At 67.2% G+C, this 23,820-nt stretch carries 22 protein-coding genes; 10 read left to right on the top strand and 12 right to left on the bottom strand.

Annotated elements, in window-relative coordinates:
* Positions 1-38 precede the first annotated feature (38 nt).
* The 5 genes from ABZ382_RS04785 to ABZ382_RS04765 are packed head-to-tail and all read left to right on the top strand — an operon-like array spanning position 39 to position 4,904.
* Positions 39-623 (top strand): helix-turn-helix domain-containing protein, encoded by a 585-nt coding sequence (locus tag ABZ382_RS04785; RefSeq protein ID WP_357084142.1) that lies wholly within the window; start codon positions 39-41, stop codon positions 621-623.
* Positions 620-2,800 carry a molybdopterin-dependent oxidoreductase gene (locus ABZ382_RS04780; RefSeq protein ID WP_357084139.1) on the top strand — a complete coding sequence of 727 codons (2,181 nt, stop codon included), beginning with the start codon at positions 620-622 and terminating at the stop codon, positions 2,798-2,800. Before ABZ382_RS04785 ends, ABZ382_RS04780 begins: the two co-directional genes overlap by 4 nt.
* A complete protein-coding gene (locus ABZ382_RS04775) occupies positions 2,800-3,051 on the top strand; it encodes a 4Fe-4S binding protein (protein WP_357084136.1) in 252 nt (83 codons plus the stop codon). Before ABZ382_RS04780 ends, ABZ382_RS04775 begins: the two co-directional genes overlap by 1 nt.
* Positions 3,048-4,370 (top strand): FAD-dependent oxidoreductase, encoded by a 1,323-nt coding sequence (locus ABZ382_RS04770; protein WP_357084133.1) that lies wholly within the window; start codon positions 3,048-3,050, stop codon positions 4,368-4,370. Before ABZ382_RS04775 ends, ABZ382_RS04770 begins: the two co-directional genes overlap by 4 nt.
* 36 nt (positions 4,371-4,406) lie before the next feature.
* Positions 4,407-4,904 (top strand): hypothetical protein, encoded by a 498-nt coding sequence (locus tag ABZ382_RS04765; protein ID WP_357084131.1) that lies wholly within the window; start codon positions 4,407-4,409, stop codon positions 4,902-4,904.
* A 134-nt stretch (positions 4,905-5,038) separates the two neighbouring features.
* Here the strand turns inward: ABZ382_RS04765 and ABZ382_RS04760 are convergent, their stop codons facing one another.
* Positions 5,039-6,007, bottom strand: a complete 969-nt coding sequence (locus tag ABZ382_RS04760; protein ID WP_357084128.1) for a hypothetical protein — start codon at positions 6,005-6,007, stop codon at positions 5,039-5,041.
* Positions 6,004-7,281, bottom strand: a complete 1,278-nt coding sequence (locus tag ABZ382_RS04755; protein WP_357084125.1) for a hypothetical protein — start codon at positions 7,279-7,281, stop codon at positions 6,004-6,006. Before ABZ382_RS04755 ends, ABZ382_RS04760 begins: the two co-directional genes overlap by 4 nt.
* A gap of 64 nt (positions 7,282-7,345) precedes the next feature.
* Here ABZ382_RS04755 and ABZ382_RS04750 point away from each other — a divergent pair, with 64 nt between their 5' ends.
* Positions 7,346-7,933: a TetR/AcrR family transcriptional regulator gene (locus ABZ382_RS04750; RefSeq protein WP_357084122.1), complete on the top strand. Its 588-nt coding sequence runs from the start codon at positions 7,346-7,348 to the stop codon at positions 7,931-7,933.
* Positions 7,934-8,717: 784 nt separating this feature from the next.
* Here ABZ382_RS04750 and ABZ382_RS04745 read toward each other — a convergent pair.
* The 10 genes from ABZ382_RS04745 to mdcA all read right to left on the bottom strand — a co-directional run bounded on the left by ABZ382_RS04745 (position 8,718) and on the right by mdcA (position 18,636).
* Positions 8,718-9,953, bottom strand: a complete 1,236-nt coding sequence (locus ABZ382_RS04745) for an NADH:flavin oxidoreductase/NADH oxidase family protein (protein WP_357084119.1) — start codon at positions 9,951-9,953, stop codon at positions 8,718-8,720.
* The gene (locus ABZ382_RS04740) at positions 9,950-10,852 is read right to left on the bottom strand and encodes an SDR family oxidoreductase (protein ID WP_357084116.1); all 903 of its coding nucleotides are present in this window, start codon (positions 10,850-10,852) and stop codon (positions 9,950-9,952) included. The genes ABZ382_RS04745 and ABZ382_RS04740 overlap by 4 nt, the downstream gene beginning before the upstream one ends.
* The gene (locus ABZ382_RS04735; RefSeq protein ID WP_357084114.1) at positions 10,845-12,242 is read right to left on the bottom strand and encodes an NAD(P)-binding domain-containing protein; all 1,398 of its coding nucleotides are present in this window, start codon (positions 12,240-12,242) and stop codon (positions 10,845-10,847) included. The genes ABZ382_RS04740 and ABZ382_RS04735 overlap by 8 nt, the downstream gene beginning before the upstream one ends.
* 291 nt (positions 12,243-12,533) lie before the next feature.
* Complete coding sequence (locus tag ABZ382_RS04730) at positions 12,534-13,463, bottom strand: acyltransferase domain-containing protein (protein ID WP_357084111.1); 930 nt, start codon at positions 13,461-13,463, stop codon at positions 12,534-12,536.
* Positions 13,464-13,467: 4 nt separating this feature from the next.
* Positions 13,468-14,094, bottom strand: coding sequence for a malonate decarboxylase holo-ACP synthase (locus ABZ382_RS04725; protein ID WP_357084108.1), 627 nt, complete (start codon positions 14,092-14,094; stop codon positions 13,468-13,470).
* Positions 14,091-14,903, bottom strand: a complete 813-nt coding sequence (locus ABZ382_RS04720; protein WP_357084105.1) for a biotin-independent malonate decarboxylase subunit gamma — start codon at positions 14,901-14,903, stop codon at positions 14,091-14,093. Before ABZ382_RS04720 ends, ABZ382_RS04725 begins: the two co-directional genes overlap by 4 nt.
* The gene (locus ABZ382_RS04715; protein WP_357084102.1) at positions 14,900-15,754 is read right to left on the bottom strand and encodes a biotin-independent malonate decarboxylase subunit beta; all 855 of its coding nucleotides are present in this window, start codon (positions 15,752-15,754) and stop codon (positions 14,900-14,902) included. Before ABZ382_RS04715 ends, ABZ382_RS04720 begins: the two co-directional genes overlap by 4 nt.
* Positions 15,754-16,050 (bottom strand): malonate decarboxylase acyl carrier protein, encoded by a 297-nt coding sequence (locus tag ABZ382_RS04710; protein WP_357084099.1) that lies wholly within the window; start codon positions 16,048-16,050, stop codon positions 15,754-15,756. Before ABZ382_RS04710 ends, ABZ382_RS04715 begins: the two co-directional genes overlap by 1 nt.
* Before the next feature lie 2 nt (positions 16,051-16,052).
* Entirely contained in the window at positions 16,053-16,910 is an 858-nt protein-coding gene (locus ABZ382_RS04705) for a triphosphoribosyl-dephospho-CoA synthase (RefSeq protein WP_357084096.1), read from the bottom strand.
* A 70-nt stretch (positions 16,911-16,980) separates the two neighbouring features.
* Positions 16,981-18,636 carry a malonate decarboxylase subunit alpha gene (gene mdcA / locus ABZ382_RS04700; RefSeq protein ID WP_357084093.1) on the bottom strand — a complete coding sequence of 552 codons (1,656 nt, stop codon included), beginning with the start codon at positions 18,634-18,636 and terminating at the stop codon, positions 16,981-16,983.
* A 147-nt stretch (positions 18,637-18,783) separates the two neighbouring features.
* On the opposite strand from mdcA, the gene ABZ382_RS04695 reads away from it, so the two are divergent.
* From ABZ382_RS04695 to ABZ382_RS04680, 4 genes are all read left to right on the top strand, one after another.
* Entirely contained in the window at positions 18,784-19,698 is a 915-nt protein-coding gene (locus ABZ382_RS04695; protein ID WP_357084091.1) for a LysR family transcriptional regulator, read from the top strand.
* 144 nt (positions 19,699-19,842) lie between these two features.
* Positions 19,843-21,156: an MFS transporter gene (locus ABZ382_RS04690; protein ID WP_357084089.1), complete on the top strand. Its 1,314-nt coding sequence runs from the start codon at positions 19,843-19,845 to the stop codon at positions 21,154-21,156.
* Entirely contained in the window at positions 21,153-22,616 is a 1,464-nt protein-coding gene (locus ABZ382_RS04685) for an amidase family protein (RefSeq protein WP_357084086.1), read from the top strand. Before ABZ382_RS04690 ends, ABZ382_RS04685 begins: the two co-directional genes overlap by 4 nt.
* A gap of 33 nt (positions 22,617-22,649) precedes the next feature.
* Positions 22,650-23,723, top strand: coding sequence for an Lrp/AsnC family transcriptional regulator (locus ABZ382_RS04680; protein WP_357084083.1), 1,074 nt, complete (start codon positions 22,650-22,652; stop codon positions 23,721-23,723).
* Positions 23,724-23,820 lie beyond the last annotated feature (97 nt).

The raw sequence follows: 23,820 nt of genomic DNA, 5'->3' as shown, positions 1-23,820 counted from the left end.
TGTTGCATATTGAATCTGCGTGAGAGGAGACCGGCGACATGACCGAGGACACTCTGCGCTCGGACGTCCGGCGCAACCGCCGCCGCATTCTGGATGCGGCAGCGGACGTGTTGGCAGTTGTTCCGGATGCGTCCATGCAGGATCTCGCCGACGCCTCGGGGCTCAACCGGGTCACGCTCTACCGGCACTTCCCCAACCGCGAGGAGCTGTTGGCCGCGATGCGGGCGGCTGTGGGTGCGGACGTGAAGGCCTGCTACGAACAGCTTCCGAAAGACGGGCCGGTCCTCGACCGGATCATCGACCTGATCGAGCCGTTCGTCGGTCTCGGCAACCGGTATCGCGCTCTGATGACGGCTCCCGGCTGGCTCGGTAGCGACATCACGGCAACGCTCGAGGTCGGCGCACCACTGCTGGCCGCGATCGAGCGTGGCCAGCACGCCGGCGAGATCGACGCGTCGTACTCGCCCAATGTCGTCGCGCTGCTGTTCACCGACGCCATCGTCAACACGGTGCTCATCGAGACCGCCGGCGTCCTCACCCGCGATGAGGCCCTCCGCCAGAGCACCCGCGCTTTCGTCCGTGCCGTTGCAACTCATCCCGATCGACACCTGGAGCTTTCATGACCGTGCGTGAGCAGGCGACGTTCTGCCGGATCTGCGAGCCGTTCTGCGGCATGATCGCGACCGTCGAGAACGACAAGCTGATCGGCCTGCGTCCCGATCCCGACAATGTCGCCTCGAAGGGCTTCGCCTGCTCGAAGGGCATGGCGTATGCAAGTGTGCAGAACGATCCCGACCGCATCACCCACCCGATCAAGCGCATGCCCGACGGCACCTTCGTCCGCGTCAGCTGGGATGAGGCGATGGCCGATATCAGCTCGCGCCTGAAGCGGATCGTCGATGAGAGCGGTGGTGAGTCCGTGGCGTGGTACTCCGGGAACCCGTCCGCCCTGAGCTACAGCCACGCGCTGTGGACCCAGGGGTTCCTCAAGGCGATCGGGTCGCGACATTGGTACGGTGCGGGCTCCCAGGACACCAACAGCCGATTCGCGGCCAGCTCGATCCTCTACGGCACGAACATCACCGTCCCGGTCCCCGACTTCGACCGCACCGAGCTCGCGGTCATCATCGGGGCCAACCCGGCCGTCTCTCACGGCAGCCTCGCGTCGGTGCCGCGGATCATGGACAAGCTCCACGGGGTCGTCGAGCGCGGCGGACGCGTCGTGGTCATCGACCCGCGGCGCACCGAGACCGCCCACGAGTTCGAATGGATCCCCGTCACCCCCGATAGCGACGCACTGCTGTTGCTGTCACTGGCCAACGTGCTGCTCACCGAGGGCCTGGTCGATCGTGAACGCGTCGCCCGCATGGCAACCGGACTCGAGGCCCTGGAGCGGGCGGTCACCCGGTTCGCCCCCGAGTCCACCGAAGGCCGCACACGGGTACCGGCCGGGGTCGTACGGACTCTGGCGAGGGACCTGGTCGGCCGCCGTGCGCTGCTGTACAGCCGTCTCGGTCTCTGCCTCGGTACCAGCCCCACGTTGGCCAACTATCTGCTCGACGTGGTGAACCTGCTCGCGGGCAACCTCGACGCGGAGGGCGGGGCCGTCTTCTGTGACAACCCCCTGCTGCTGCGTGAACTGTTGGCCCTGACCGGCCTCGACACCTACGACACCTGGCGCACTCGCGTCGGCAATCTCCCCGAGGTGCTGGGCACCTCGCCCGCCGCGAACATGGTCGCCGAGATCCGCACACCGGGCAAGGGTCAGATTCGGGCGCTGTTCGTGTCGGCCGGGAACCCGGTCATCTCCACACCCGGTGGCGACCGGCTCGAGGACGCCCTGGGCGAGCTCGATCTGATGGTCTCCTTCGACTTCTACATCAACGAGACCGGCTCGCACGCCGACTATGTGCTGCCTGGCACGGCGATGTACGAGCGCGAGGACGTCGCGATGGTCAGCCAATCGCTGATGCCGGTGCCGTGGGCGCAGGCTACCCAGGCTGTCGTGCCCCCGGCGGGGGAAGCCCGCCCCGAGTGGGAGGCCATCGACCAGCTCGCGCGCGCCCTCGGTACGCGGGCGCTGCCTACCCGTGCGGCGCGGGTTTCAGCCCGGATCGGTGAGATGGTCGGCGTGCGCGTCACCCCGAAGCTCATGGCCGACGCGCTGATCCGCTCGGGCCGCTATGGCGACAAGTTCGGTCTGCGCCGCAGCGGCTTCGGCTTCGACTCCCTTGCCGAGCGTGCGCCGCACGGTCTCAGGGTGGCCGAGACAGCCGCCACCGGGCTGATCCGCAAAGCGGTGCGGCACCGCGACAAGAAGATGCATCTCGACCACGCCGGAATCTGGCGGGAGGTCGAGCGGCTCGCTGCCCGGCAAGGCGACTCCGAGCACCCATTCCTGGTGATCGGCCAGCGCGAGCCGCGCTCGGAGAACTCGTGGATGCACAACGTTCCCAAGCTTCGCGCGGCCCGGTCTCGGCACTCGGCGCGGATCAACCCTGCCGACGCCGAGGCGCTCGGTGTCGTGCAGCGCGGCGTCGTGCGCCTGGTCTCGCCGTACGGCGCGATCGAGTTGCCCGCACTGGTCACCGACGAGATTGCCCCCGGTGTGATCGCCGTGCCCCACGGCTGGGGTCACAAAGGCCGCGGACAGTGGTCCTTGGCCAACTCCGAAGGGGGTGCGAGCATCAACGACCTGATGACGACCGAGCCTGCCGAACTGGACCCGCTCTCGGGTATGTCGCACCTCAACGGCGTGCGCGTGCGCGTCGAGGCCGTCGAACCCGCGGTGGGTGTGTGATGGCGTACATGATCGGGCCGGCCTGCGTGGCCGACTACTCCTGCCTCGAAGTCTGCCCTGCCGACTGCATCCGGCCGCGACCCGACGACCCGGAGTTCACCACGACCGAGCAGCTCTACATCGACCCGAAACGCTGCATCGACTGTGAGGCATGCGTGCCCGCGTGCCCGGTCGAGGCCATCCATCACATCGGACGGCTACCCGACAAGTACGCCGACTACCCGGCCATCAACGCTGCGTGGTTCGCATGATCGCGCCGCTCAGAGTCGCCGTTGTCGGCGCGGGTCCCTCAGGGCTCTACGCCACCGGGCACCTGCTCGAAGCTCCCGGCGGCACCTACCTCGACGGACGGTTGCAGAAGCTGGTTGATCGGCCGGTGGAGGTCGATGTCTTCGACCGGCTGAGCACCCAGTGGGGGTTGGTTCGCCACGGCGTCGCCCCCGACCATCCGGAGAAAAAGCTCGTGCAGCGCGTCTTCGAGGAGACCGCCGCCCGTCCGGGCTTCCGGTTCTTCGGCCGCGTCGAGGTAGGCATTCACGTCTCGGTCGAGGAACTACGCCGGTGGTACGACGCGGTGATCTTCGCCTTCGGCGCACCCGGGGACTCCCAGCTGGACATCCCGGGGGAAGCTCTCCCCGGCTCCATCGCTGCCCGGTCGTTCGTGGCCTGGTACAACGGCCACCCCGACGCCGCAGACCTGGCACCGGACCTGTCGCACGAGCGTGCGGTCATCGTCGGCAACGGCAACGTCGCGATGGACGTCGCTCGCATCCTCACCCTGCCCGTCGACGAGCTCGAAAAAACCGACATCGCCCCCGCGGCCCTGACCGCGCTCGCGTCCAGCCGAATCCGCGAGGTCGTCGTGCTCGGCCGCCGCGGCCCGGACCACGGCGCGTTCAACAACCCCGAACTCGAAGAACTCGGCCGGCTGCCAGGTGTCGACGTGCTCGTCGAGGGCGAGGTTCCGGAGCCGGCGGGCCAAGGCGAGGCGACGCGGCGCAAGCTCGCCACCCTCCGCACGTACGCCGAGCGCCCACTCGCCGGCCACGACAAACGGATCGTGCTGCGCTTCCTCGGCTCGCCCCACGAGGTGCTCGGAACCGACCGGGTCACGGGTCTGCGGATCGTGCACAACCGCATCGACGAGGGTCGTGTCGTGCCGACGGAGAAAATCACCGACCTCGACACCGGCCTCGTGCTCCGCTCGATCGGCTACTTCGGCACCCCGCTCGCCGGTCTGCCCTTCGACCACGACCGCGGCGTCGTACCCAACCTCGACGGCCGCATCCTCGTCAACGGCACCCCCGTGCCCGGCCTCTATGTCACCGGGTGGGCCAAACGCGGACCGCGCGGGATCATCGGTACCAACAAGGTCTGCTCGCGCGACACCGTCCGCGCGCTGCTATCCGATGACCTCGGCGCCCGTGCCCTTCCCGCGGCCCAAGTCGAGGCGATCCTGCGCCAGAGAAGCGCCGATCTCGTCGACCACCAGACCTGGCTGCGTCTGGATGCTGCCGAACGCAGAGCCGGGCGCAAGCTCGGCCGACCCCGTCTCAAACTGGTGGTCTGAGACCGAAAAAGGTCAACAAACAGCCCGAAGCACTCCATGATCACCCACCTGGGTCCACCACTCCTCAACGGGGAAAACGCATTTCAGAGGCATGTTTCAATCCCGACCAGCCCGCCGACGAGGAACAACGCCGCAGTCGCGCCGACGGTTTCGACAACATGGCCTCCGCCGCCGACCACACGCGCCGCGCACCGTCAGTGGGCCGCCGAACTCGGCCCGTCCGAACCGGCGCACTACACCGAGGACACCGTTATCAACGCTGCCGAGATCCGCGAAGCGTTGCCGACCGGCACCGCGACGGCCACCGTGCAACTGCCCGACGGCGTGGGCTTCCTCGCGGTCACGCTGACTACCGCCGTCGGCACCAAAGGCGCCGACCCCGAAGGTTGGACGACGTGGACCAGCGACGCACCCCTGCCGCTGAGTCCGATCACCGGCGCGACACATCTGGAGATCCAGTCTCTGGTCACCGGCCTCAGCACGGTGATCACCCGGAATCTGCACCCGGAGCTACTCGACCTCGACGTCCTGTGAGCGGCCTATGGCCCGAATACCGGCGTGTTCGGGCCGAGCCAGGCGCCGAATCAACAACTGTCGCAGCGTGATTCGCTAAGCACCGGATTTCTCAAAATCTGGACCCCAAAGGCCGGCTGATGGAGACCCTTGTATCACCGAACGGAATCCGGTGGCGGTCTGTCCTCGGTGATTCGGTCGTCTTGCCGGTAGCGGGGCGTCGGGTCGTCGTGCAGGACGCCTGTCGGGGCGGCTCGGACCGGATCGATGGCGTGCAGGATCAGTGCCGTCAGCGTGCTGGTGGTGGGCGCCTCGGTATCCGATGGCGCGAGCTCCCATTGATGGTCGAGCGGTGCGGGTTCGGCATCGAACCGGCAGGCGTAGCCGACAGCGCTGCGGAATCCGGCGTAGGGCAGCAGATCCAGGGACGGGGCATGGTCCGATCCGAGATACCAGTAAGACTCCGTGTGGAACACAGTCCGCCCGTCGAGATCACCGCGATAGGTCAATCGGATGGTGGTGTCGGCGGGCACGTCCGCACCGAGCGCGAGTTCGCCCTGCTCGGTGAGATATTCGGCCTCGGCATCGACTCGGATCCGGTCACGGGGGACCGTGAACAGTTCCGCGGTGGCCGAACGCAGCGCTGACCCGTAGACGGCGTCGCCGAGGGACTCGACGAGTTGGCTGCCGCCACGTCCGAGTGCCGCCAGGTCCGCGTGCCCGTCCGGGAAGGACGATAGATCGAGCATCTCGACCAGCCGGACTCCGCGCACCGACCGCAGTGCCTGCGCCAGGGTCAGGACCGAGTTGGCGACCATGAACTGGTGAACGCCGGTCCGATACAGCCGCGCCCGTCCGCGTTCTGCGGCGGACGCCAGCTCCGCGTCGGAGACCGCGAGGGGCGCGGTCGCGATGACATCGCGGCCGGACTCCAGCAGACGGAGAACACCCTCCGCGGTGTCGGGATTCGGGATCAGGGAGTCGGATGTCACCACCACGCAGTCAGCGGCGCCGGTGACGTCCGGGCTCGCGGTGTGGACCGCGTCGATTCCGTGCAGGCGAGCTTCCCGGTGGACTGCCGAAGCGAGTTCACCTGCTCCCCAGACGATTACACGAGTGGTCATAACAGGCTCCCAGTCTCGGTTCGATAATGTGCGCCGGCGTCGTCGATCAGAATGCCCGGCGCCGCGGTGCACACCGGTTCGACGGCGTCCAGCACTGCGCGGACCGACATGCTGGTGATGGGGTTGCCGTCGGACGGCAATTCGCGCCCGGAGATCTGGCCGCGGATCGTTGCGGTCGGCGCGGTGATCTCGTAGCTGTAACCGCTGTGTTCGGGGTGACCGCCGTAGGGCAGGTCGTCGCCATGGAACAGATTGTCCGGGGTCAGGTACCAGCATTCTTCGTTGGTGAAGAAGTGCCGGTCGTCGAGATAGCCGCGGTGGGTCATGTGCATGACCGCCGTGGTGCCCGCACGAATCCGGGTCGAACCGACGGTGATGTCGCGCCGGGCGGGGATTCCGCGCAGTGACCGCTCGACCCGCACCCGGTCCGGATGTGCTCCGTAAAGCGCATGTGCCACATTGCCGGTCAGGTCGCCGTAGTAGAAGTCACCGGCCTTGGCCAGCAGCGAGTCCGCACCGATGTCGGCGGGGTCGCGACCGAACCCGAACAGTTCGAGTCCGCCCCACATGCCCTCGGGTGCCATCGCGAAATCGAGCGCTTCGACGAACCGCACGTGCGACACCTCCGGGAGCGCACGACACAGCCGGATCAGGTGGCGCTCCACCATGAAGGTGGGGTGAACTCCGGTGCCGTGCAACGAACTTCCACCCGCACGACAGGCCGCCATCAGGCGTTGCGGTGTCGCTCGCTGCGCCGCTTGCGCGTCGACCGCGCCTGCCACCAGCGGGTCGAGGATGCCGTCGAGGCGGCTGAGCCGGTCCGTCGCGCGGAGCAGGCCCATAGCGAGGCGTTCGCCGCGCGACCGGGCCGCACCGGCGATGTTCGCGATCGCGCGCATCCTGGCCATCGGAGTCCGGGCCGAGTTGTACCAATTCGGCATCGTCACATTGTGGTAGGCCGCCGTGGTCACCACATTTTTGCCCGACTCCAGCAGGGCGATCACATCGTCGTCGAGTCCCTCGAAGATCGACATGGGTTGCGGGGCGACGATCACACAGTCGGCGTCGAGAGCGAGGATCCGCTCCTTCGACCGCGTCGCGACCACACCGATCGGCTCGATCCCCACCAGCTCGCCCGCATCCTTTCCGTCCTTGTGCGGGCTGAACACCTTCACCCCGACGATCTCGAATCGGGGATCGAGGCGCGCGGCTCGGAGCACACTGCCGCCGACTTCCCCGGGACCCCAGATGATGAGCCGGATCGGCTCGGACATAGGCACCATCCTCAGGTAACTTTCATCGCGAAAGTTAACTTATATGATGTAAGTTACTGTGTCAATGACACAGACACGAATGCCCGGACCGCAACGCCGCGAGCAGATCCTCGACACCTGCCGCCGCATCGCCGCCGAGGACGGCTTCACCGCCGTCACCATTGATCGCGTCGCGTCCGAATGCGCCGTCAGCCGGACTGTGATCCACCAGCACTTCCGCACCCTGCCGGGAATGCTCGTGTCGCTCCTCGATCGGGAGATCGAGCGTGCGGGGCGAGGATTCCTTGACGCCGTCAGCTCCGTCCCGGCAGCGCGGCAGCACTCCATTCGCGAGATCACCGCAGCGGTGCTGGCCGCCGTCGACGCCGACCCGGCGACATGGCGGCTGTTCATGCTCCCCTCCCCCGGTGGACCGCCAGAGCTGCACGAACGCCTCGAAACGGGCCGTGCGGTGGTACGGGCGTATCTCATCAGCGCCATCGAAACCGCCACCGGCGACGCCGATCCGCAAGACGCGGAACTCGCCGCACGTATCCTGCACGCCGCCGCCGACGAAATCGTGCGCCTACGCCTGCGCGACCCGCATACCTACAACACCGAACGCCTGCTCCGCCAAGCCGACCGCCTGCAAGCCGTCTTGCACCGGGCCTGACCTCGGCTGATCTGGCACGAACCGTTCGACCAGCCAGTCGCCGATGGTGCTACGGCGGCCACGATCTCGGCGGAGAAGGCCATCGAGCTCGCCGCCCAACACCCTGCGCGCATGAGGCGGGGCAAGCCGCGGTGCTGCGGTTGAATCTCGGGCGCAGCACCGGCATGGACATTGCACCGGATCGCCAGCGCCGAGGCGCTGGTCCTTGCGGCACGCTGATCCGCTATGGCGGCACCCGCTGGACATTCATGGCCAGCAACGACTGGTCACCAGCCTGCACAACTAATACGGAGAATCCCTCGACATCGACGCTGGTAGCCCGCCATGCCCCGCGCACAGCAAGCCTGTGGCCGCATCCCGGGATCGCGCCGACGAGCCTGATCCGTGGCGCGCCCCGAGATCGTCGCTGAATCGGCGGTGTGACTCGCCGAGTGGCGAGCCGGGCCGCGAGATCCGAATGGCCGACGGCAATGAGCAGGTCACGTGCAATACGGACTGGGTATTCCTGGTCGGTCACGAACGCTTCCCGGAACCCATCGCGCGGTATCGCACGTGCCTGAACCGCCCACACCCAGTCCTGCTCGACACCACCTACCTCGCAGACATGCGGGTAGCCAAGCACGTCGACAAAACATAGTCCCCGAAGTCATGGCCACCATCGTCCTCGCCCGAACCGCCTGGACCAGGCCCCTCGCATCGGCAGAAACCCGACTACCCGCCCACCGCACCTCGATGAACTCGACCTGCTCGTACTCGTGGTTCGTCGGCAGCCAGCGCTTTCGGGCTACTTGCCACGAGGTGAGCGCAGGCTCTGGATGCCGTTGTTGAGCAGGTACTGGGTCACGTTGATGGCGGCGTGCCGGTCGGGCGCGGGTTCCTTCCCGGCCGCCATGCGCCACATCTGGACGCTGTAGTAGGTGAGTTCGGTGAGGTTGTCGAGCAGCTGGATGCCGCTGCGGCGCGGGCGCACGACACTCTCGTCGACTCGGCCGGCGAGCAGATCGGCGGGGAAATCGGGCTGCACCGCGAGTGGGCGCGCGAGGCCGACGATGTCGACCGCGCCCGATTCGATCGCGTCGATCATGCCGTCCGCGCTGCGGAATCCGCCGGTCAGCATCAGCGGTAACGCGGGGAGCTGGGCGCGCACCCGCTGCGCGTACGCCAGGAAGTACGCCTCCCGCTTGCGGGTGCTCTCCTTCAGTGACTCGTCCACGCCGAGCATGGCCGAGGAGGTGTATGTGCCACCAGATATTTCGAGCAGATCGAGTCCCTCGGCCGCCAATGCCTCTGCCACGTCGAGGGACTCGTTCTCGCCGAAGCCGCCCTGCTGGAAGTCGGCCGAGTTCAGCTTGATTCCCACCGGGACGCGCGGCCCGACCTCGGCGCGGACCGCGCGGAAGATCTCGATCACGAAGCGGCGCCGGTTCTCCGGCGATCCGCCCCATTCGTCGGTCCTCTGGTTGGCCAGCGGAGAGAGGAACTGGCTGATCAGATATCCGTGCGCGCCGTGGATCTGGACGCCGTCGAAGCCGGCCGCAGTGACGATCCCGGCGGTGACGGCGAACCGTCGGATGATGTCGTGGATCTCGCTCGTGGTCAACGCACGAGGTGTGGCGAACGCTCCCGCCGTTCCTGGCACCGCGATCGCAGAGGGCGCGACCGGCTGCGGCGTGAGGTTCCGCGGCGCCTGGCGCCCCGGATGGTTGATCTGCACCCAGACCTTCGAACCGCCAGCCTTGGCGATCCTGGCCCAGTCTGTCAGGTCGTCGAAGTGGTCGCGGTCCGCCACGACGACATTGCCAGGCTCACCGACCGCAGTGTGGTCGACCATCACATTGCCGGTGATGGACAGGCCCACACCGCTGTGCGCCCAGCGACGGTAGAGGTTCTTGATCCGGGTGCCGGCCGTATTGTCGCGGCGCCCGAGTCCCTCGCTCAACGCGGCCTTGGCGAGGCGGTTCGGGAGGACGGAGCCGTTGGGCAGCTCGAAGGGCTGCTCCAGAATCTTGCGCGCGCTCATCCCCGGTCCGCCGGCCCTGCGAGTCGGCGGAGCTCATCTTCGGCAGTATCGGTTTCGTCGACACCGCCGAGTCGATCGGCGCAGGCGCTGTGCTGCCGTTTCCTCAGGTACTTCTCGAATCCACGCTTGCCCAGCTTGTTCAGTGGGCCGAGCAGATACGGCAGCAGCCAGGGGAACGACTGCACGACACGTGCGCCGATACTGTCGCCGTAGGGGAGGTAATACTCGAGCTTGCGTCCGTCGAGCGCGCGTTCGTAGGTGTCAGCGACCTCCGGGATCGAACTGACTTTGCCGACGAAGTTGAGCATGCTGCCGCCACCCAGGGCCTCGTGATACAGCATCTCGGTGTCGACTGCGCTCGGATAGATGCCGCTGACCGCTACCCCGGTCCCGCGCAATTCACACGACAGCGCGCACAGGTACGCGCGCAGACCGGCCTTCCCGGCGGAGTACACGGCGCTTCCGGGCATGGCGATGATCCCGCCCATCGATACCGTCGCCAGAATGTGGCCGCGTTTCCTGGCGACCATGACACGAGCGGCGGCCGCCGAGAGATGCATGGCGCTGCGCAGGTTGACGTCGAGTTCCAGGTCGACATCTTGCGCCGTGGTCTGCGTCGCGTCGCCCGGCACGATGACCCCTGCGTTGGCGATGACGATTTCGAGCCCGTCGGCCCATTCACCTTGGACTCGTGCGCAGATCGCCTCGACTGCCGTGGCGTCGCTCAGGTCGCACGCGACAGCGATCGCACCGTCACCGATCTGCCGGACGGCTTCGCGCGCTGTCATCTCATTACGTTCGACGGCGATTACACGGTAGCCGCGGCGGCTGAGCCGACGACCCAGCTCGACCCCGATCCCACCGGCCGCCCCAGTGATCAACGCCAGTTTGTCAGACATGCTGGGCTCCTGCCACGGAGCCGACGACGCGGAGGTTGTCGAACATGTGTGGACGCAAATCATCCAGCCCAACCTTCGAGCGAACGGCCGCGAGGTACTTCTTGAAGGTGTTCGCGTCGAGGTAGCCGGTGTGCCGATCGGACTTCACCAGGGCGAGGCCGCCGCTGAGATCCGGATGGTCGGTGGCGATCAGGTCCTCCAGTCGCGCTGCACGCTGCGGCGTCCGCACCTCGTCGCTCAGGTACTGCGCGACGATGTTGGAGATCTGATCGAACAGCGTATAGGCGCTGGAGTTGACCTCGAGAAATCCGAGTGTGATCAGGTTTCGGCGGCCTCGGGAGAACGCGGTCAGGTACTGCTGGGGCCGGTCGTTGCGCCACTGGAAATACTCTTCGGGCACATACGGAATGTGGTGCCGGTATCCGGTCGCGTACATGACGAGATCGATCTTCTCGCGGGTTCCGTCCGTGAATACAACCTCGGATCCATCGAATTTACTGATATCCGGCTTCGCCGTGATGTCACCGTGCTGCAGGTGGTGCAGCAGTTGCGAATTGAGCAGCGGATGGGACTCGAACAGCTTGTGGTCCGGTTTCGGCAGGCCCCACCGGGTGACGTCGCCGACCATGACACGAAGCAGCGTGCCCACGACAGCCCGCTCCAGCCATCGGGGAACCGACGGACCATTCTCTTCGAATTCGTCGGCAGGTACGCCCAGGATGTGCTTGGGGAGGATGTGATATCCGCGGCGAACGCTGATGAAGGCGGCATCCGCGTTTTGGGCGGCATCGCAGGAAATATCGGCGCCGGAATTCCCGAGGCCGACGATCAGTACTCGCTTGCCGTCGAATTCGCGGGGACTCCGGTAGCCGACCGAATGCCTGATCTCGCCGTCGAACGGACCGGAGTGGCGCGGCAGATTAGGAAACCAATTCGTTCCCGTGGCACACACCACTGCACGGTATCGGCGCGGTCGCTGCCCCTCTGGTGTGACGATCCAGGTGTCGCCGTCGGCGACGACACTGTCGATTGCGGTCGAGAACTCGATATTTTCCCGCAGGTCGAAGGCATCGGCGAAGTCCCGGGTGTACTGCAGGACCTGCAATCGGGTGGGGTAGTCGCCGAACGACTTGGGCATGGGAAAATCGTAGAATCCGGAGAGGTCACGCGAGGAGATGAAGTGCGCGGATTCGTACATCGGGGTCCCCGGATTGTCGATATCCCACAATCCGCCGACGTCTGAATGACGTTCGAACTGGTCGAATTCTACGTCGTAGGCCCGGAACATACGGGCCGCACTCAGGCCCGCAGGGCCGGCCCCGATAATACAGACGGCTGTGGAACGGTCGACGATGTTCCCGGTTCCTGAAAGGTGGTCGGTAGATGTCAATGGATGCCTTCACTGTGTTCGATCGACCCCGCGCCGGGGCGAGAACTCCAAGATAACGTCAGCCCAGGTCGGGCCGTCGGCCATGATTTCGGCATTACCGACATAAATGGATGATTCCCTCTGCGGATCGGAGTTGCGTGGCATCCGATCGGAATGACGGGTGCCGCAACACGTGGACTCGTGCCGAATTATCGGGGCATTCCGAACACTTTTCTGTCCGTGGATACCGGAACGGGCATGAAGGTATCGAGAAACCGGGCTCGGGCGCACCTGGACCGATACAGTCGTGAATCATTGGCGCCCCGGATCGGATGTGGTTTCGCGGCGCACTCTCGCGGCGGATTCGACGACCCCGATTTCGTCCACCGCACATGCCACGCGGTGATCGGGCAGCAGATTGAGCAACGTCCGGCCCGGTGGCAGCTGTATCCAGGCGGCGACACCGCGCACAGCGAGGGTGGACACCGCCGACCACCAGCGCACCGGCTCCGCGACCGTCGACCACAACTCGGTGCGAAGTGCGTCCGCCGTGGGGAGGGGCCGCCCGGAGCGCAGCCCAGCAATCGGGACCTCGGGCTCGCGGATACGGATCGATCCGAGCGCGTGGCGCAACCGTGAAGCTGCCTCTCCCAGGATCGGTGTGTGCACAGCGAGCCCAGGTGCCAGCGGCGTGACCCGGGAGTAGCCAGGGTCGGTGAGCTCGGCGACGACAGTGTCGATCGCGCCGCGCTCGCCGGCGACCACCACCTGGCACGGCGAATTCACGATGCTTACCCATACCCGGGCGCCGCGGTCACGATGCGCGCGGACCACCCGTTCCACGGTCCGCGCGGCCGCCCCATCGATGACCAGCGCACCGAGATCCGGTGCGACTGTCCGGTCCATCTCCGTCGCTCGAATGCCGACCAGCGCGAGAGCGTCGCCGAATTCGACGGCTCCGGCGGCCACGGCCGCGGGCCAGATCCCGACGGAGTGGCCCGCGACGAATGCGGGTGTCACACCCTGTCGGCGCAGTTCCCGGGTCCACGCAACCCCGGATATCAGCAGCGACAGTTGCCGGGCGCGGCCGGTCACCATCGCTTGGCGGGAATCGAGAGTGTGCGGGTCGACGCCGAGAACGGCTGCGGCGGTGTCTAGTACGTCCCCAGCGGATTCGGGGAGGCGGTGCAGCATTCCGACCTGTTCGGTGCCTTGGCCGGGGTAGAGAAAGGCTACGGACATACCCTCAGCCCCACGGCGCATCGGTGAGGACCGGCCCGGCGTCTGTCCGCAACGCGACCGGACCACCCGTACGCGCCCACTCGTCGAAACTGAACCCGCCCAGCGGGGTGACGACCTGAACATCCACCCGGGCGGGCGCCGCCGCCAGCGCCGCGCGCAGTCCGGCGACCACGGTCGAAGACAACCGTTCCGGCGCGGTGAGAAGCACATCGAGATCACTCGCCGGGGTCACGGTCGCCGCGCCGGTCGCCAGTTCGAACCCGACACTACCGACCGGGCCCCAGGACAGACGCGCGTCGATCTCCGCGACGGTTGCCCGGAAGGTGTCGAGCGCTCGGAAGGCCGGCAGTACGCGCCGTTGCGAGGCGCCCTGTAGGTGGATGAGCGCGGTCGGCGCGATCACCGACCGGACATCGCCGACAGCCAGCTGAGCCCGGTATCGCTGCGACCGGGACTCACCGCGGATACCGACCGGGATCCAGCGCCCGACGATCGGGGCACGCCGCACGACCACCCACGCATGTTCTCCTACCATCGCGGCGCCGCGCTGAGCGTCGGTGAGCGGCACGTCGGCGGCGCACAACGCATCCAGGCGGCTGATCCGCAGGAGATCGTGCGGGGCGGGAGTCACACGTCCCACTGTTCCCAGATGCGTTCGCGCACCGCGATCGACGCCGCGCGCGTGGTCCGCGCCGCTGGGTGATCGAGACGGCCGGGCGGCTCTGGTTGCGGCGACGACCCGAGTCCGGCAATCGCCGCGCCGAGTGCGGCCCGCACGGCAGCCAGGTCTTCGGGGGTGGGGCACCAGGCGTCGGTCACCGGTATGAGCTCCGACAGCACACCGAGCTCCATAAGCGTCCCGATGTGGTGCGACACGCCGGGACCACGGCATTCGTCCCGCTCGACCTCGGCTTCGCTGCGGCGGGTGATGACAGCCGTCGACCGGGCGGACATCACGGCCAGGCGTGCGTCGGGGTGGTCCAGCGCGAGCAGCGCCCCGGCCTGTAACCCGGTGGCCAGGAACGCGCCCGACACCGCGCTGCCGACGATCAGCGCGACCGTCGGATGTCCGGCGGCGCGGGCGGTTGCCATCGCCGCTGTGGCTGCGGCCAATCCCTGATGGATGCCGGCCAGCTCCTCCCGGTAGCCGTACGCCTGTCCCGGAGTGTCGACGAGAACGACGATCGCGCGGCGCCGGCCCGATATCCGGTCGGCCTCGACGATACCGTTGATCAGATCGGCGAATGCCCAGCATTGATCGAGGCCGACCTGCCCGGCTCGCGCACGGGGGAACCGGGACCCGACATCGGCGGTGATCGTCAAGAGGACGGCGCCGGGCAGGTCACCGGTCGAGCCCCAGCGCACCGCCGGGCTCGCCGTCGCCTCACCGACCGGCGGTGCGCTCAGCGCACGCAACCAGATCGACCCGAGTGTGGTCACTGCTGTTCTCCTTCTCGTACCCGGGCGACCGACTGACGGAATCCGGTCGGCGACACCTGTTCGGTCACGGCCGCCGCGTCGAGGATCAGCGTCCGTGCCGCCGGATCGCTCCAGACCGCACGCGAACCCTCGGATCGGGGCCGGACGAGTGTCTCGCGAATCGCCGCCGTCAGCTTCTCGACGTCGTCGTCGACCAGTTCGTCGGCGAGCGCGACGGAGTGTCGCTGCGCTCCCCCGGTGATGGCCCAGATCAGCGGCTTGTCCGAGGAATCCAGTTCCTCGACACCTGCTTCGCGTTCGATGACTTCCGGTCCGTTGAGGCCCAGGCGTCCCAGTTTCGTCATGATGATGTGAGTCGCCAGCCCGACAGCGATCGACATTCCGCCGAAACAGCCGACCGGCCCCGCGACGACCGCGACGACCGGGCCCAGTACGGCGAGCCCGACGAGGGCGGCGTGGATCTCCGAGATCGCCAATAGCCCGAAGTTCGCTTCCTGCAAACGGATTCCGCCGGATTCGACGAACAGAACCACGTGACACCGACGGCCTTGCCGTCGCTCGCTCAGCGCTCGCTCGAGGCCGCCGGCAACTTTCGCCCCCGACACCTCGCCGATACCACCGCCCTGGAATCGGCCGTCGATACCGATGACCACGGCCTGCACACCGTCGATGGTGCCGCGGCCGATCACAGCGCCGTCGTCGGACTGCGGTACGAGCCCCACCAGAGGCAGATGGGGTGATTCGAGACCGTCGAAGGGACCGAGGATCTCGCGGAAGGTGCCCTCGTCGAGAACCGCCTCGATCCGTTGGCGTGGGGTCAGCGCACTGACATGCTCGATGCGCCGATCCATCACCGCAGACCGCCTTCCATCTGCCGGCGGATCTGCGCGAAACGCAGGCGAACCATGCCCGGCGTCGCTCCCGCGTCGTTGATCCGATAGATCGCTCGTCGCGGGGCCTGCCCGACCTCACGATCGAGCACCCGCTGCCAGAGCAGGTCGTAACCGTCGACGGTGCTGCGCACAGTCACCTGCGCGCAGTCCGACGCGAGCGCCGGCGTGACGACGATTTCCAGGTCGCCGGACGCCACCGTACCGACATGTAACCGCTGTTCCAGCACGTCCGTCGCCGGGTAGGTCCGAGTCATTGTCAGCATGGTGCCTTCCTGGTGTGTTGGTCTGCGCGAGGATCCGGCTCCGGACCGGTCGGCCGGATTCCTCGTCGTTCGATCGTGTCGAGCAGGAGCGCGAGCGCCAGAACGTCGGCGCTGCCTCCTGGAGAGAGCCCATGTTCGAGCAGTTGTCGATCGAGCCGCTCCAAACGCCGCCGGCCCTCACGGATATGGGTGCCTCCCGCCTCGAGGACCGCCCGCGCGGCCAGCCGTGTGTGCGTCAACGCGACCGCACCACCGCGGGCGAGCAGGCAGGTGTCCTCCAGTCCTGCCATCGACGCCATCAGCGCATCGAGTTGCGCGTTGTGTTCGGGAGCGCCCGCTCTGCGCGACCGGCGCAGCTGCGCCAGCGCCGCTGCCGCGTGCGGGAATCCGAGACGGGCCTCGTCTACCGCACCACCGACCCGGTACCGACCGCGCACACGCGCACCGACGGTGTCCCAGCGATCGTCGCGCTCCGCGTCGTCCGGGTGCCCCGCGATTCGGGCGACTCGCCGCAGAATGGTGCCCGGCTCATTGCTCAGGGTCGCGGCGGCCGCACCCACCGCCAGCCCGAGCGCCCAGATCGCGCCTCGATGGGTGTTCACACCACCGGTGACGGCCATCATCTGCTGTTCACCCCGGCGCCCCACCGCGGCGAGCGCTGATCGACGGCGCCGATCTTCCATCGGCAGGGCCCCGATCATCGCCAGGTCCTCGAACGTGGGACGCAAGGCGTGGGCGGAAAGGCGCAGCAGACGCACGTCCATGTCCGTGTGGGTCCCGCCGCCGCGGAGGTCGACCAGGCCCGGTTTCGGCGTCAGTTCGGCCTCCGCGATCAGCGATCGAACCGCCATGTCAGCCAGTGATACGCAGCGTCGATCCACCGAACACCGCGGATCCGATGGGTACAGAGTGGTTCGCATGTCACCACTTCCGGAATCTGGCCGGTGGCTTGTACAGCCCGCCCGACCACGCCACCAGATCCTCGATGCTGTCGGCCGCCAGCAGATGCCGGCCGGCCTGCGCCGGATCGACACCCAGGTCCGCAGGTGTGGCCAGGATGCCGTCCCGGCGCAATACTCGGCGATCAGATTCGGAAACGGTCCGGCCCAGCGGACCGGCGCCCGCGAGCGCGGCAACGGCCTGCCGGCGTTCCTCGGCGCTGTTCGCCAGATACAGGTAGGCGACCCCTTCCTCGCTGATGAGGTGGGTGACATCGTCGCCGTAGATCATCACCGGCGCCTGGCTCATCCCCGCTTCGCGGCCGATGTCGATCGCGTCGAGCCGATCGACATATTTGGGGACGTTGCCGACACCGAAACTCTCTGCGATCTGCACGACCAGCTTGCGGCCACGACGGATCGTCGGCTCCGACCCGAGAGCCGGCTCGCTCATGCCGAGCCACGCGGCGGTCGGATGCCGACGTCCGCGTGCGTCGCTGCCGAGATTGGGCGCACCGCCGAACCCGCTGAGCCGATCGTTGACCACTGTCGAGGAATTCGCGTCCGCATCGAGCTGCAAGGTGGAGCCGATGAACATATCGGTGGCGTACAAACCGGCGACCTGGGCGTTCATACGATTCGAGCGCAGGCTCCCGTCCGGTCCGGTCGCGAAGACATCAGGCCTTGCCCGCACATAGTCCTCCATGCCGAGCTCGCCGCCGAAAGACGTGACCGTATCCACCCAGCCACTCTCGATCGCGGGGATCAGCGTCGGGTGCGGATTGAGAACGAATCGGCGAGCGATCCGGCCCCGCAATCCCAGGCTCTCCCCGAAGGTGGGCAGCAGCAGTTCGATGGCGGCGGTGTCGAAGCCGATGCCGTGATTGACGGACTCGATCTCGTGCCGTTCGTATACTCCGCGAATCGCCAGCATCGCCAGGAGCACATGCATGTCGGTGATCTGAGCGGGATCGCGAGTGAACAACGGTTCGATGGCGTAGGGGCGGTCGGCCTGGACGACAAAGTCGACCCAGCCGCCCGGTATATCGATCCGGGGCAGCGCGCCGGTCTCCACGATCTCGTTGACCTGAGCGATCACGATTCCGTTCCGGAACGCGGTCGCTTCCACGATCGTCGGCGTCTCCTCGGTATTCGCTCCGGTATAGAGGTTGCCGTCGCGATCGGCTGCCTCGGCGGCCACCAGCGCCACATCGGGAACGAGGTCGGTGAAAAGCCTCGCATAAAGCTCGAGATAGGTGTGAATGGCTCCGACACGTACTGTGTCATCGGCGATCAGCGCCGGGATCCGTGATGATTGCGGACCCGCGTACGCGAAATCGAGCGTGCGCGCCAGTCCATTCTCGAAGATGTCGAGATGCTCCGGCCGCGACACCGACGAGATAACCATGTGCAGACCGTAGATTTCGGCCGGGTCGAGCCGGGCGAGCGCGCGCGACAAAAAGTCAGCCTGTTTCTGGTTGTCACCTTCGAGCACGATCCGGTCGCCCGGTGCGATAACAGCCCGAAGTAGTTCGCTCACCGACTCGGTGGCCACCACCGAACGATCCGCCAGAGCACCGGCGATCGAAAGCCGGTGCTTCTTCCGGTCTCGCTTCGATGTCCACGATCGTCCTGTCACCACTGCCTCCTCGTCCCTGTTCCGCGGCAGCCCGGCCGACACCCGCTTCCGCGAGCGATCGGCATTGCCGACTACACCGCGCGCTGTTTTCACTCTGTCCCGAGTCCGCGGGCAGCGCGAATCGGCCGGGTGTAGATTGATTCACCAGTGAAAGAGGATCGTGCCGCCGCAACCATCGCCCCAGGCCTCGCCCAATTGGCCGCGCTAGGAGTCGAGCAGTCGATCACACGTGCCGCGATTCGTTCCCAGACGAGTCAGCCAACCCTGAGCCGAGCACTGCGGCGCTGGGAGGAGGCGGTCGGCACATCACTGGTAGAGGAGGACGGCCGAGGCATCCGGCTCACCGCCGCCGGAGCCTTGTTGACCGCGGCAGCCGCCGAAGCCCTCGAGACTCTGGCATCGACCATCCGGACCCTGACCGATAACCGCGCGGTACAGCACCTGACGATCGCCTACCTACGCTCGCTGGGTCCGTCGGTCGTCGTCGAGCTGGTGCCGTCCTTTCTCGAGACACATCCTGACGTGGTCGTGGCGCATCGGGAATCGTCGACCGCGGCGGTACTCGAAGCGGTCGAGGTCGGTGACATCGATATCGCTGTCACGTCGCCCAAGCCACCGGATCACTTCCATTGGCTTCCGCTGGGCACTCAGCCGATCGTCCTCATGCTGCACACCAGCCACCCCCTCGCCTCGCGCACCGAGATCAGTCTCGCCGAGGTAGCCGACGAGCCGTTTCTGGTGCTGGACCGGCGATTCCACACGCGCCAGTTGACCGACGCGATCTGCTCCGCCGCAGGAATCGATCCCCACATACGGCTGGAAGCCGATGACCTGCTCACCATCGCCAACTATGTCGCTGCCGGGCTCGGCGTGGGTGTGGTTCCGGCCGATTCGCAGGCGCATCCGAGAACGGTCAGCGTGCCGATCACGGACCGATACTCGCGCCGCACCTTCGGTCTCGTCTGGTCACCGTCGAACGACCGCGAGGCGCTCGCCGCGTTCGTCACTCACGCGCGAACCCTGGGTGAACGCTATCCGGGCTGGGCCGACATCGAGGCCTGAAACCGGTCGCCCGGTGACATCGTCACCCGACCCCGCGTTGAGCTGGTGCACCGCCGTGCGCATCACCGCAGCACCGTGAACCCCGCCAATCTATTCACTCGTGCATGAATCGGGCATTACGTACCGGGCGGCGGAGGTGGGGCCATGCCTACCCTACTGACGTCGCGCAATACCGCGCGCATCGGAAAAGCACCTCATATGCGCGCCCGGAGGACCATGCCACCCGCAACCACCCGAGTAATTTGGCTCTTGTTTGCTGCGTGGACGGTCGACTACGTCGATCGCCTCGCGATAAATCTCGCTCTGCCCGATATCGGGCGAGATCTCGGAATCGGATTGGCCGAACGCGGCTTGATCGTGTCGGCCTTCTTCCTGGCCTACGCCCTCGCACAGATTCCGGGTGGCGCGCTGGCCGACCGGTTCGGAGCTCTCCGAATCGTGACAGCAGCCCTTGTCGCCTGGTCGTTGTTCACCGGGTTGACAGCGCTCGCATTCTCGCTCGCTTCGATGTTGGTGATCCGAATCGCCTTCGGCCTCGCCCAAGGCATATTCCCCGCCGCGAGCCTCAAACTGCTTTCCGAAAGCACTACACCCGACCAGCGGATGACCGCCAACGGACGTGTACAGAGCGCGAATGCGGCTGGTGCCCTGATCGCGGCGCTCGCCTCGGCGATCATCCTGCCGACGCTCGGCTGGCGTGCGCTCTTTCTGACCGTCGCTGTGGCCGGGGTGTTTCTGGCATTCGTCACCAAGCACCTCATGCCACAGCCGGACTTCATCGAGTCCGGCGACATCGAGTCCGCGGGTGCGCCGCGGATGACGGTGCGACAGATCCTGTCCATGAAGTCCATGTGGATGTTCACCATCGCCTACTTCGGTTACAACCTGTTGATCTGGGGCGCCCAGTCGTGGACTCCCTCGTATCTGAACGAGCAGCGCGGAGTCTCCCTCGGCGCCACCAGCGCCTGGATGGCGCTCCCGACGCTGGCGTCCGCGGCGATGACTGTCCTGGGTGGCAAACTCACCGACCTCCGCAACGGTAGCCCGCGTTTGATCGCCATCCCGGCCATGGCGAGCGCTGCGGTGCTGGCGATAGTCATTCCGTACTGTCTACACATCGGTCTGCTCATCCTGTGCGTCACCGTGTTCTTCGGTGTCGCCGCGCTCGCGTATATGCCCATCTTCTCCCTGGCGATGCGGAACCTGCCCACCAGCATCCTCGGATTCGGCAGCGGCATGATCCTGACCGGCGGAATGGTCGGCGGTATCGTGTCCCCGACGCTGTTCGGAGCAATCGCGGAGCAGTTCTCGTGGCACGTTGCGTTCGCCTCGCTCGCGGCCGGACCGGTCATCACCATCCTGGCATTCCTCGGGGCGCCTGCCACGTCGGAACGTTTTCGACAGACATCCCCGCTGCGAGAACAATCCACTGCTGCTTCCGGAAAGGCCTCACAATGACCGCCACCGAACCCTGCGACCTGACCGCGGTCGATCAGCGCACGCTCATCGCCGCGGGCCGGCTCTCGGCCCGCGAGCTGCTGGTGAGCTCGCTCAATCGCATCGAGGCGGTCAATCCGTCGGTCAACGCCATCGTCACGCTCGATCGCGAAGCCGCGTTCGCCGCCGCACAGGCCGCCGACGACGAGCGTGCCCGCGGCAACCCGCGACCCGCGCTGGATGGTCTGGTCGTCGCCCACAAAGACATGACTCGAACCGCCGGCATGCGGACCACGATGGGATCCGAGTTCCTGCGGGATGTGATTCCCGAGACCGACGACGCCGTCCCGGCTCGGATGGTCGCTGCCGGAGCCACCCGGATCGGGAAGACCAACGTGCCCGAGTTCGGGTTAGGGTCGCACACCGTCAATGCGGTTTTCGGAGCCACCCATAACCCGTACGACCTCGCCCGCAGCGCGGGTGGATCCTCCGGAGGAGCCGCGGCAGCGCTCGCGACCGGAATGGTGAGCCTCGCCGACGGCGGTGACATGGGTGGATCGCTGCGCAACCCGGCGTCGTTCTGCGGCGTGGTGGGACTGCGCCCCTCCACAGGGCGGGTATCGACCGCACCGACCACAACCGCCGCTCCCTCCATGGCCGTCCTCGGCCCGATGGGCCGTTGTGTCGCCGACACCGCGCTGCTGCTGTCGGCCATCGCCGGCTGGGACGCCGGGGATCCCCACTCGCTCGACGGCGACGGTACGGAGTTCCTCACCGTCGCGGCGCAACGCCCACCGGAGGACCTGGCCGGACTTCGCGTCGGCTGGAGTGCGGATCTGGGCGGACTGCCGGTCGACAACGCGATCACCGAGGTCATCACCGCGCGTGGACTTCCGGCCTTCGAGCGACTCGGCGCTTCCGTCGACGACTGGGCCGCCGACTTCGACGGCGCCGACTTCGCGTTCCGTACCCTGCGCTCCTGGTCGCTGAGGGCGCTGCTCGGTCCGTTCGTGGCGATCGCCCCGGAGAAGTTCGGGTCGAACACCCATACCGAGATCGAGTGGGCCGAGGCGATCACCGCGGACGACGTGGCCCGCGCGTTCGTTCTCCAGAACGAGGTGCGCGCGCGAGCGAGGCAGGCGCTGGTCGCTCACGACGTGCTCGTAGCCCCGGTCACGCAACTTCCGCCGTTCCCGATCGGCTGGGATTGGCCGCGCTCGGTGGCCGGGGCCGAGATGGACAACTATCTCGAATGGATGAAGGCGTGCTGGTATGTCACGGTCACCGGTCTGCCCGCGTTGTCCCTGCCGTGCGGGTTCACCACGGAGGGGCTGCCGGTAGGTATCCAGATCATCGGCCGCCCGCACGCGGAGCGCGACCTGCTCGTCGTCGCGGCGGCGATCGAGCAGGTACTCACTGACGCCCAGAAGAAGCCGGCAGACCTCGCAGCCGACCTGATCGCGCGGCCTTCCATGCGATAACGCCGACCGCGTACCTCCGATTAGGATCCGACTATGGGCGCAATCTCTGCTGATGTGCCACAAACCCGCACACGGCCCGATCCACTGCCGGAATCCCGCTTCACCGAGGCGGATCTTGCCCTGATCGAGGCCCTGCAGGCCGCGCCTCGGGCGTCCTGGTCGCAGATCGGACACGCGCTGCGGCTGGACGCGACCACCGTCGCCCGGCGCTGGGAACGGCTGCGCGCCGCCGGGCTGGCATGGACCACGGCCTACTACTCGGCGCGGACGATGAGCGTGGCATTCGTGGAAGTGCGGTGCCGCCCACAGGCGCTGGAGGCGGTGAGCGCGACGGCGGCCGGGCTGCCGTGGGTGTTCACGGTGGACGAGACCGCGGGGGACTTCGATCTGCTGCTATCGGTGGCCTCGACCGATCTGACGACGCTCGGCCGCTGGATCCGCCGCGATATCGGTGGCATCGACGGGGTCCGGTCGGCGTGCACCCGGATCGGGATCACGCTCTACAGCGAGGGCAGCGATTGGCGGCTGCGCGCCCTGGAACCGGCCCGGCTCGCGGAACTGTCCGGGCCCCGCCCGCCGCGACGACATGCCTACGGCACGCGACGGCACGAACTGCCGTCCGCGCAAGACCAAGCGATGCTGGCCGCGCTCGGCGCGGACGGCCGCGTCGGCTACACGGCGCTCGGGGCGGCGGCCGGAATCAGCGAACACACCGCTCGCCGTCGTCTGCACCGGATGGTCCACGACGGCGACATCACACTGCGCTGCGACCTGGCCTATCCGCTGGCGGGCCTGCCCACGATGATCATCTACCGGATGACAGTGCCACACGCCGAACTGGAGCATACGGGCCGAAACCTCGCTCGCATGAACAACATCCGCCTGTGCGCGTCGGTCAGCGGGCCGCACAACCTAATGGTCCAGGTGCTGCTGCACGGCCTGCATGGGGTGGACGAGTTCGAGGGCGGGTTGGTTCGGGACTTCCCGAGCCTGCGGGTCGAGGACCGCACGGTCACACTGCGTGCGGTGAAACGCCTCGGCTGGCTGCTCGACGACTCCGGACGCGCGATCAGGCATGTGCCGTTGGAGCCGCCGCAGACATGGTGACCCGGCATGCCGGGCACCGTCGGCCCGGAACGAGTCGAGCGGCGCGGCGCGGGGGGGTGGGCGGGGGGGCGGTGTTGGGCCCGCCCCCCGCGGGGAT

Source organism: Nocardia sp. NPDC005825, assembly GCF_040630175.1.
Classification (GTDB): Bacteria; Actinomycetota; Actinomycetes; order Mycobacteriales; family Mycobacteriaceae; genus Nocardia.
This window is presented reverse-complemented; position numbering and strand designations above follow the sequence as displayed.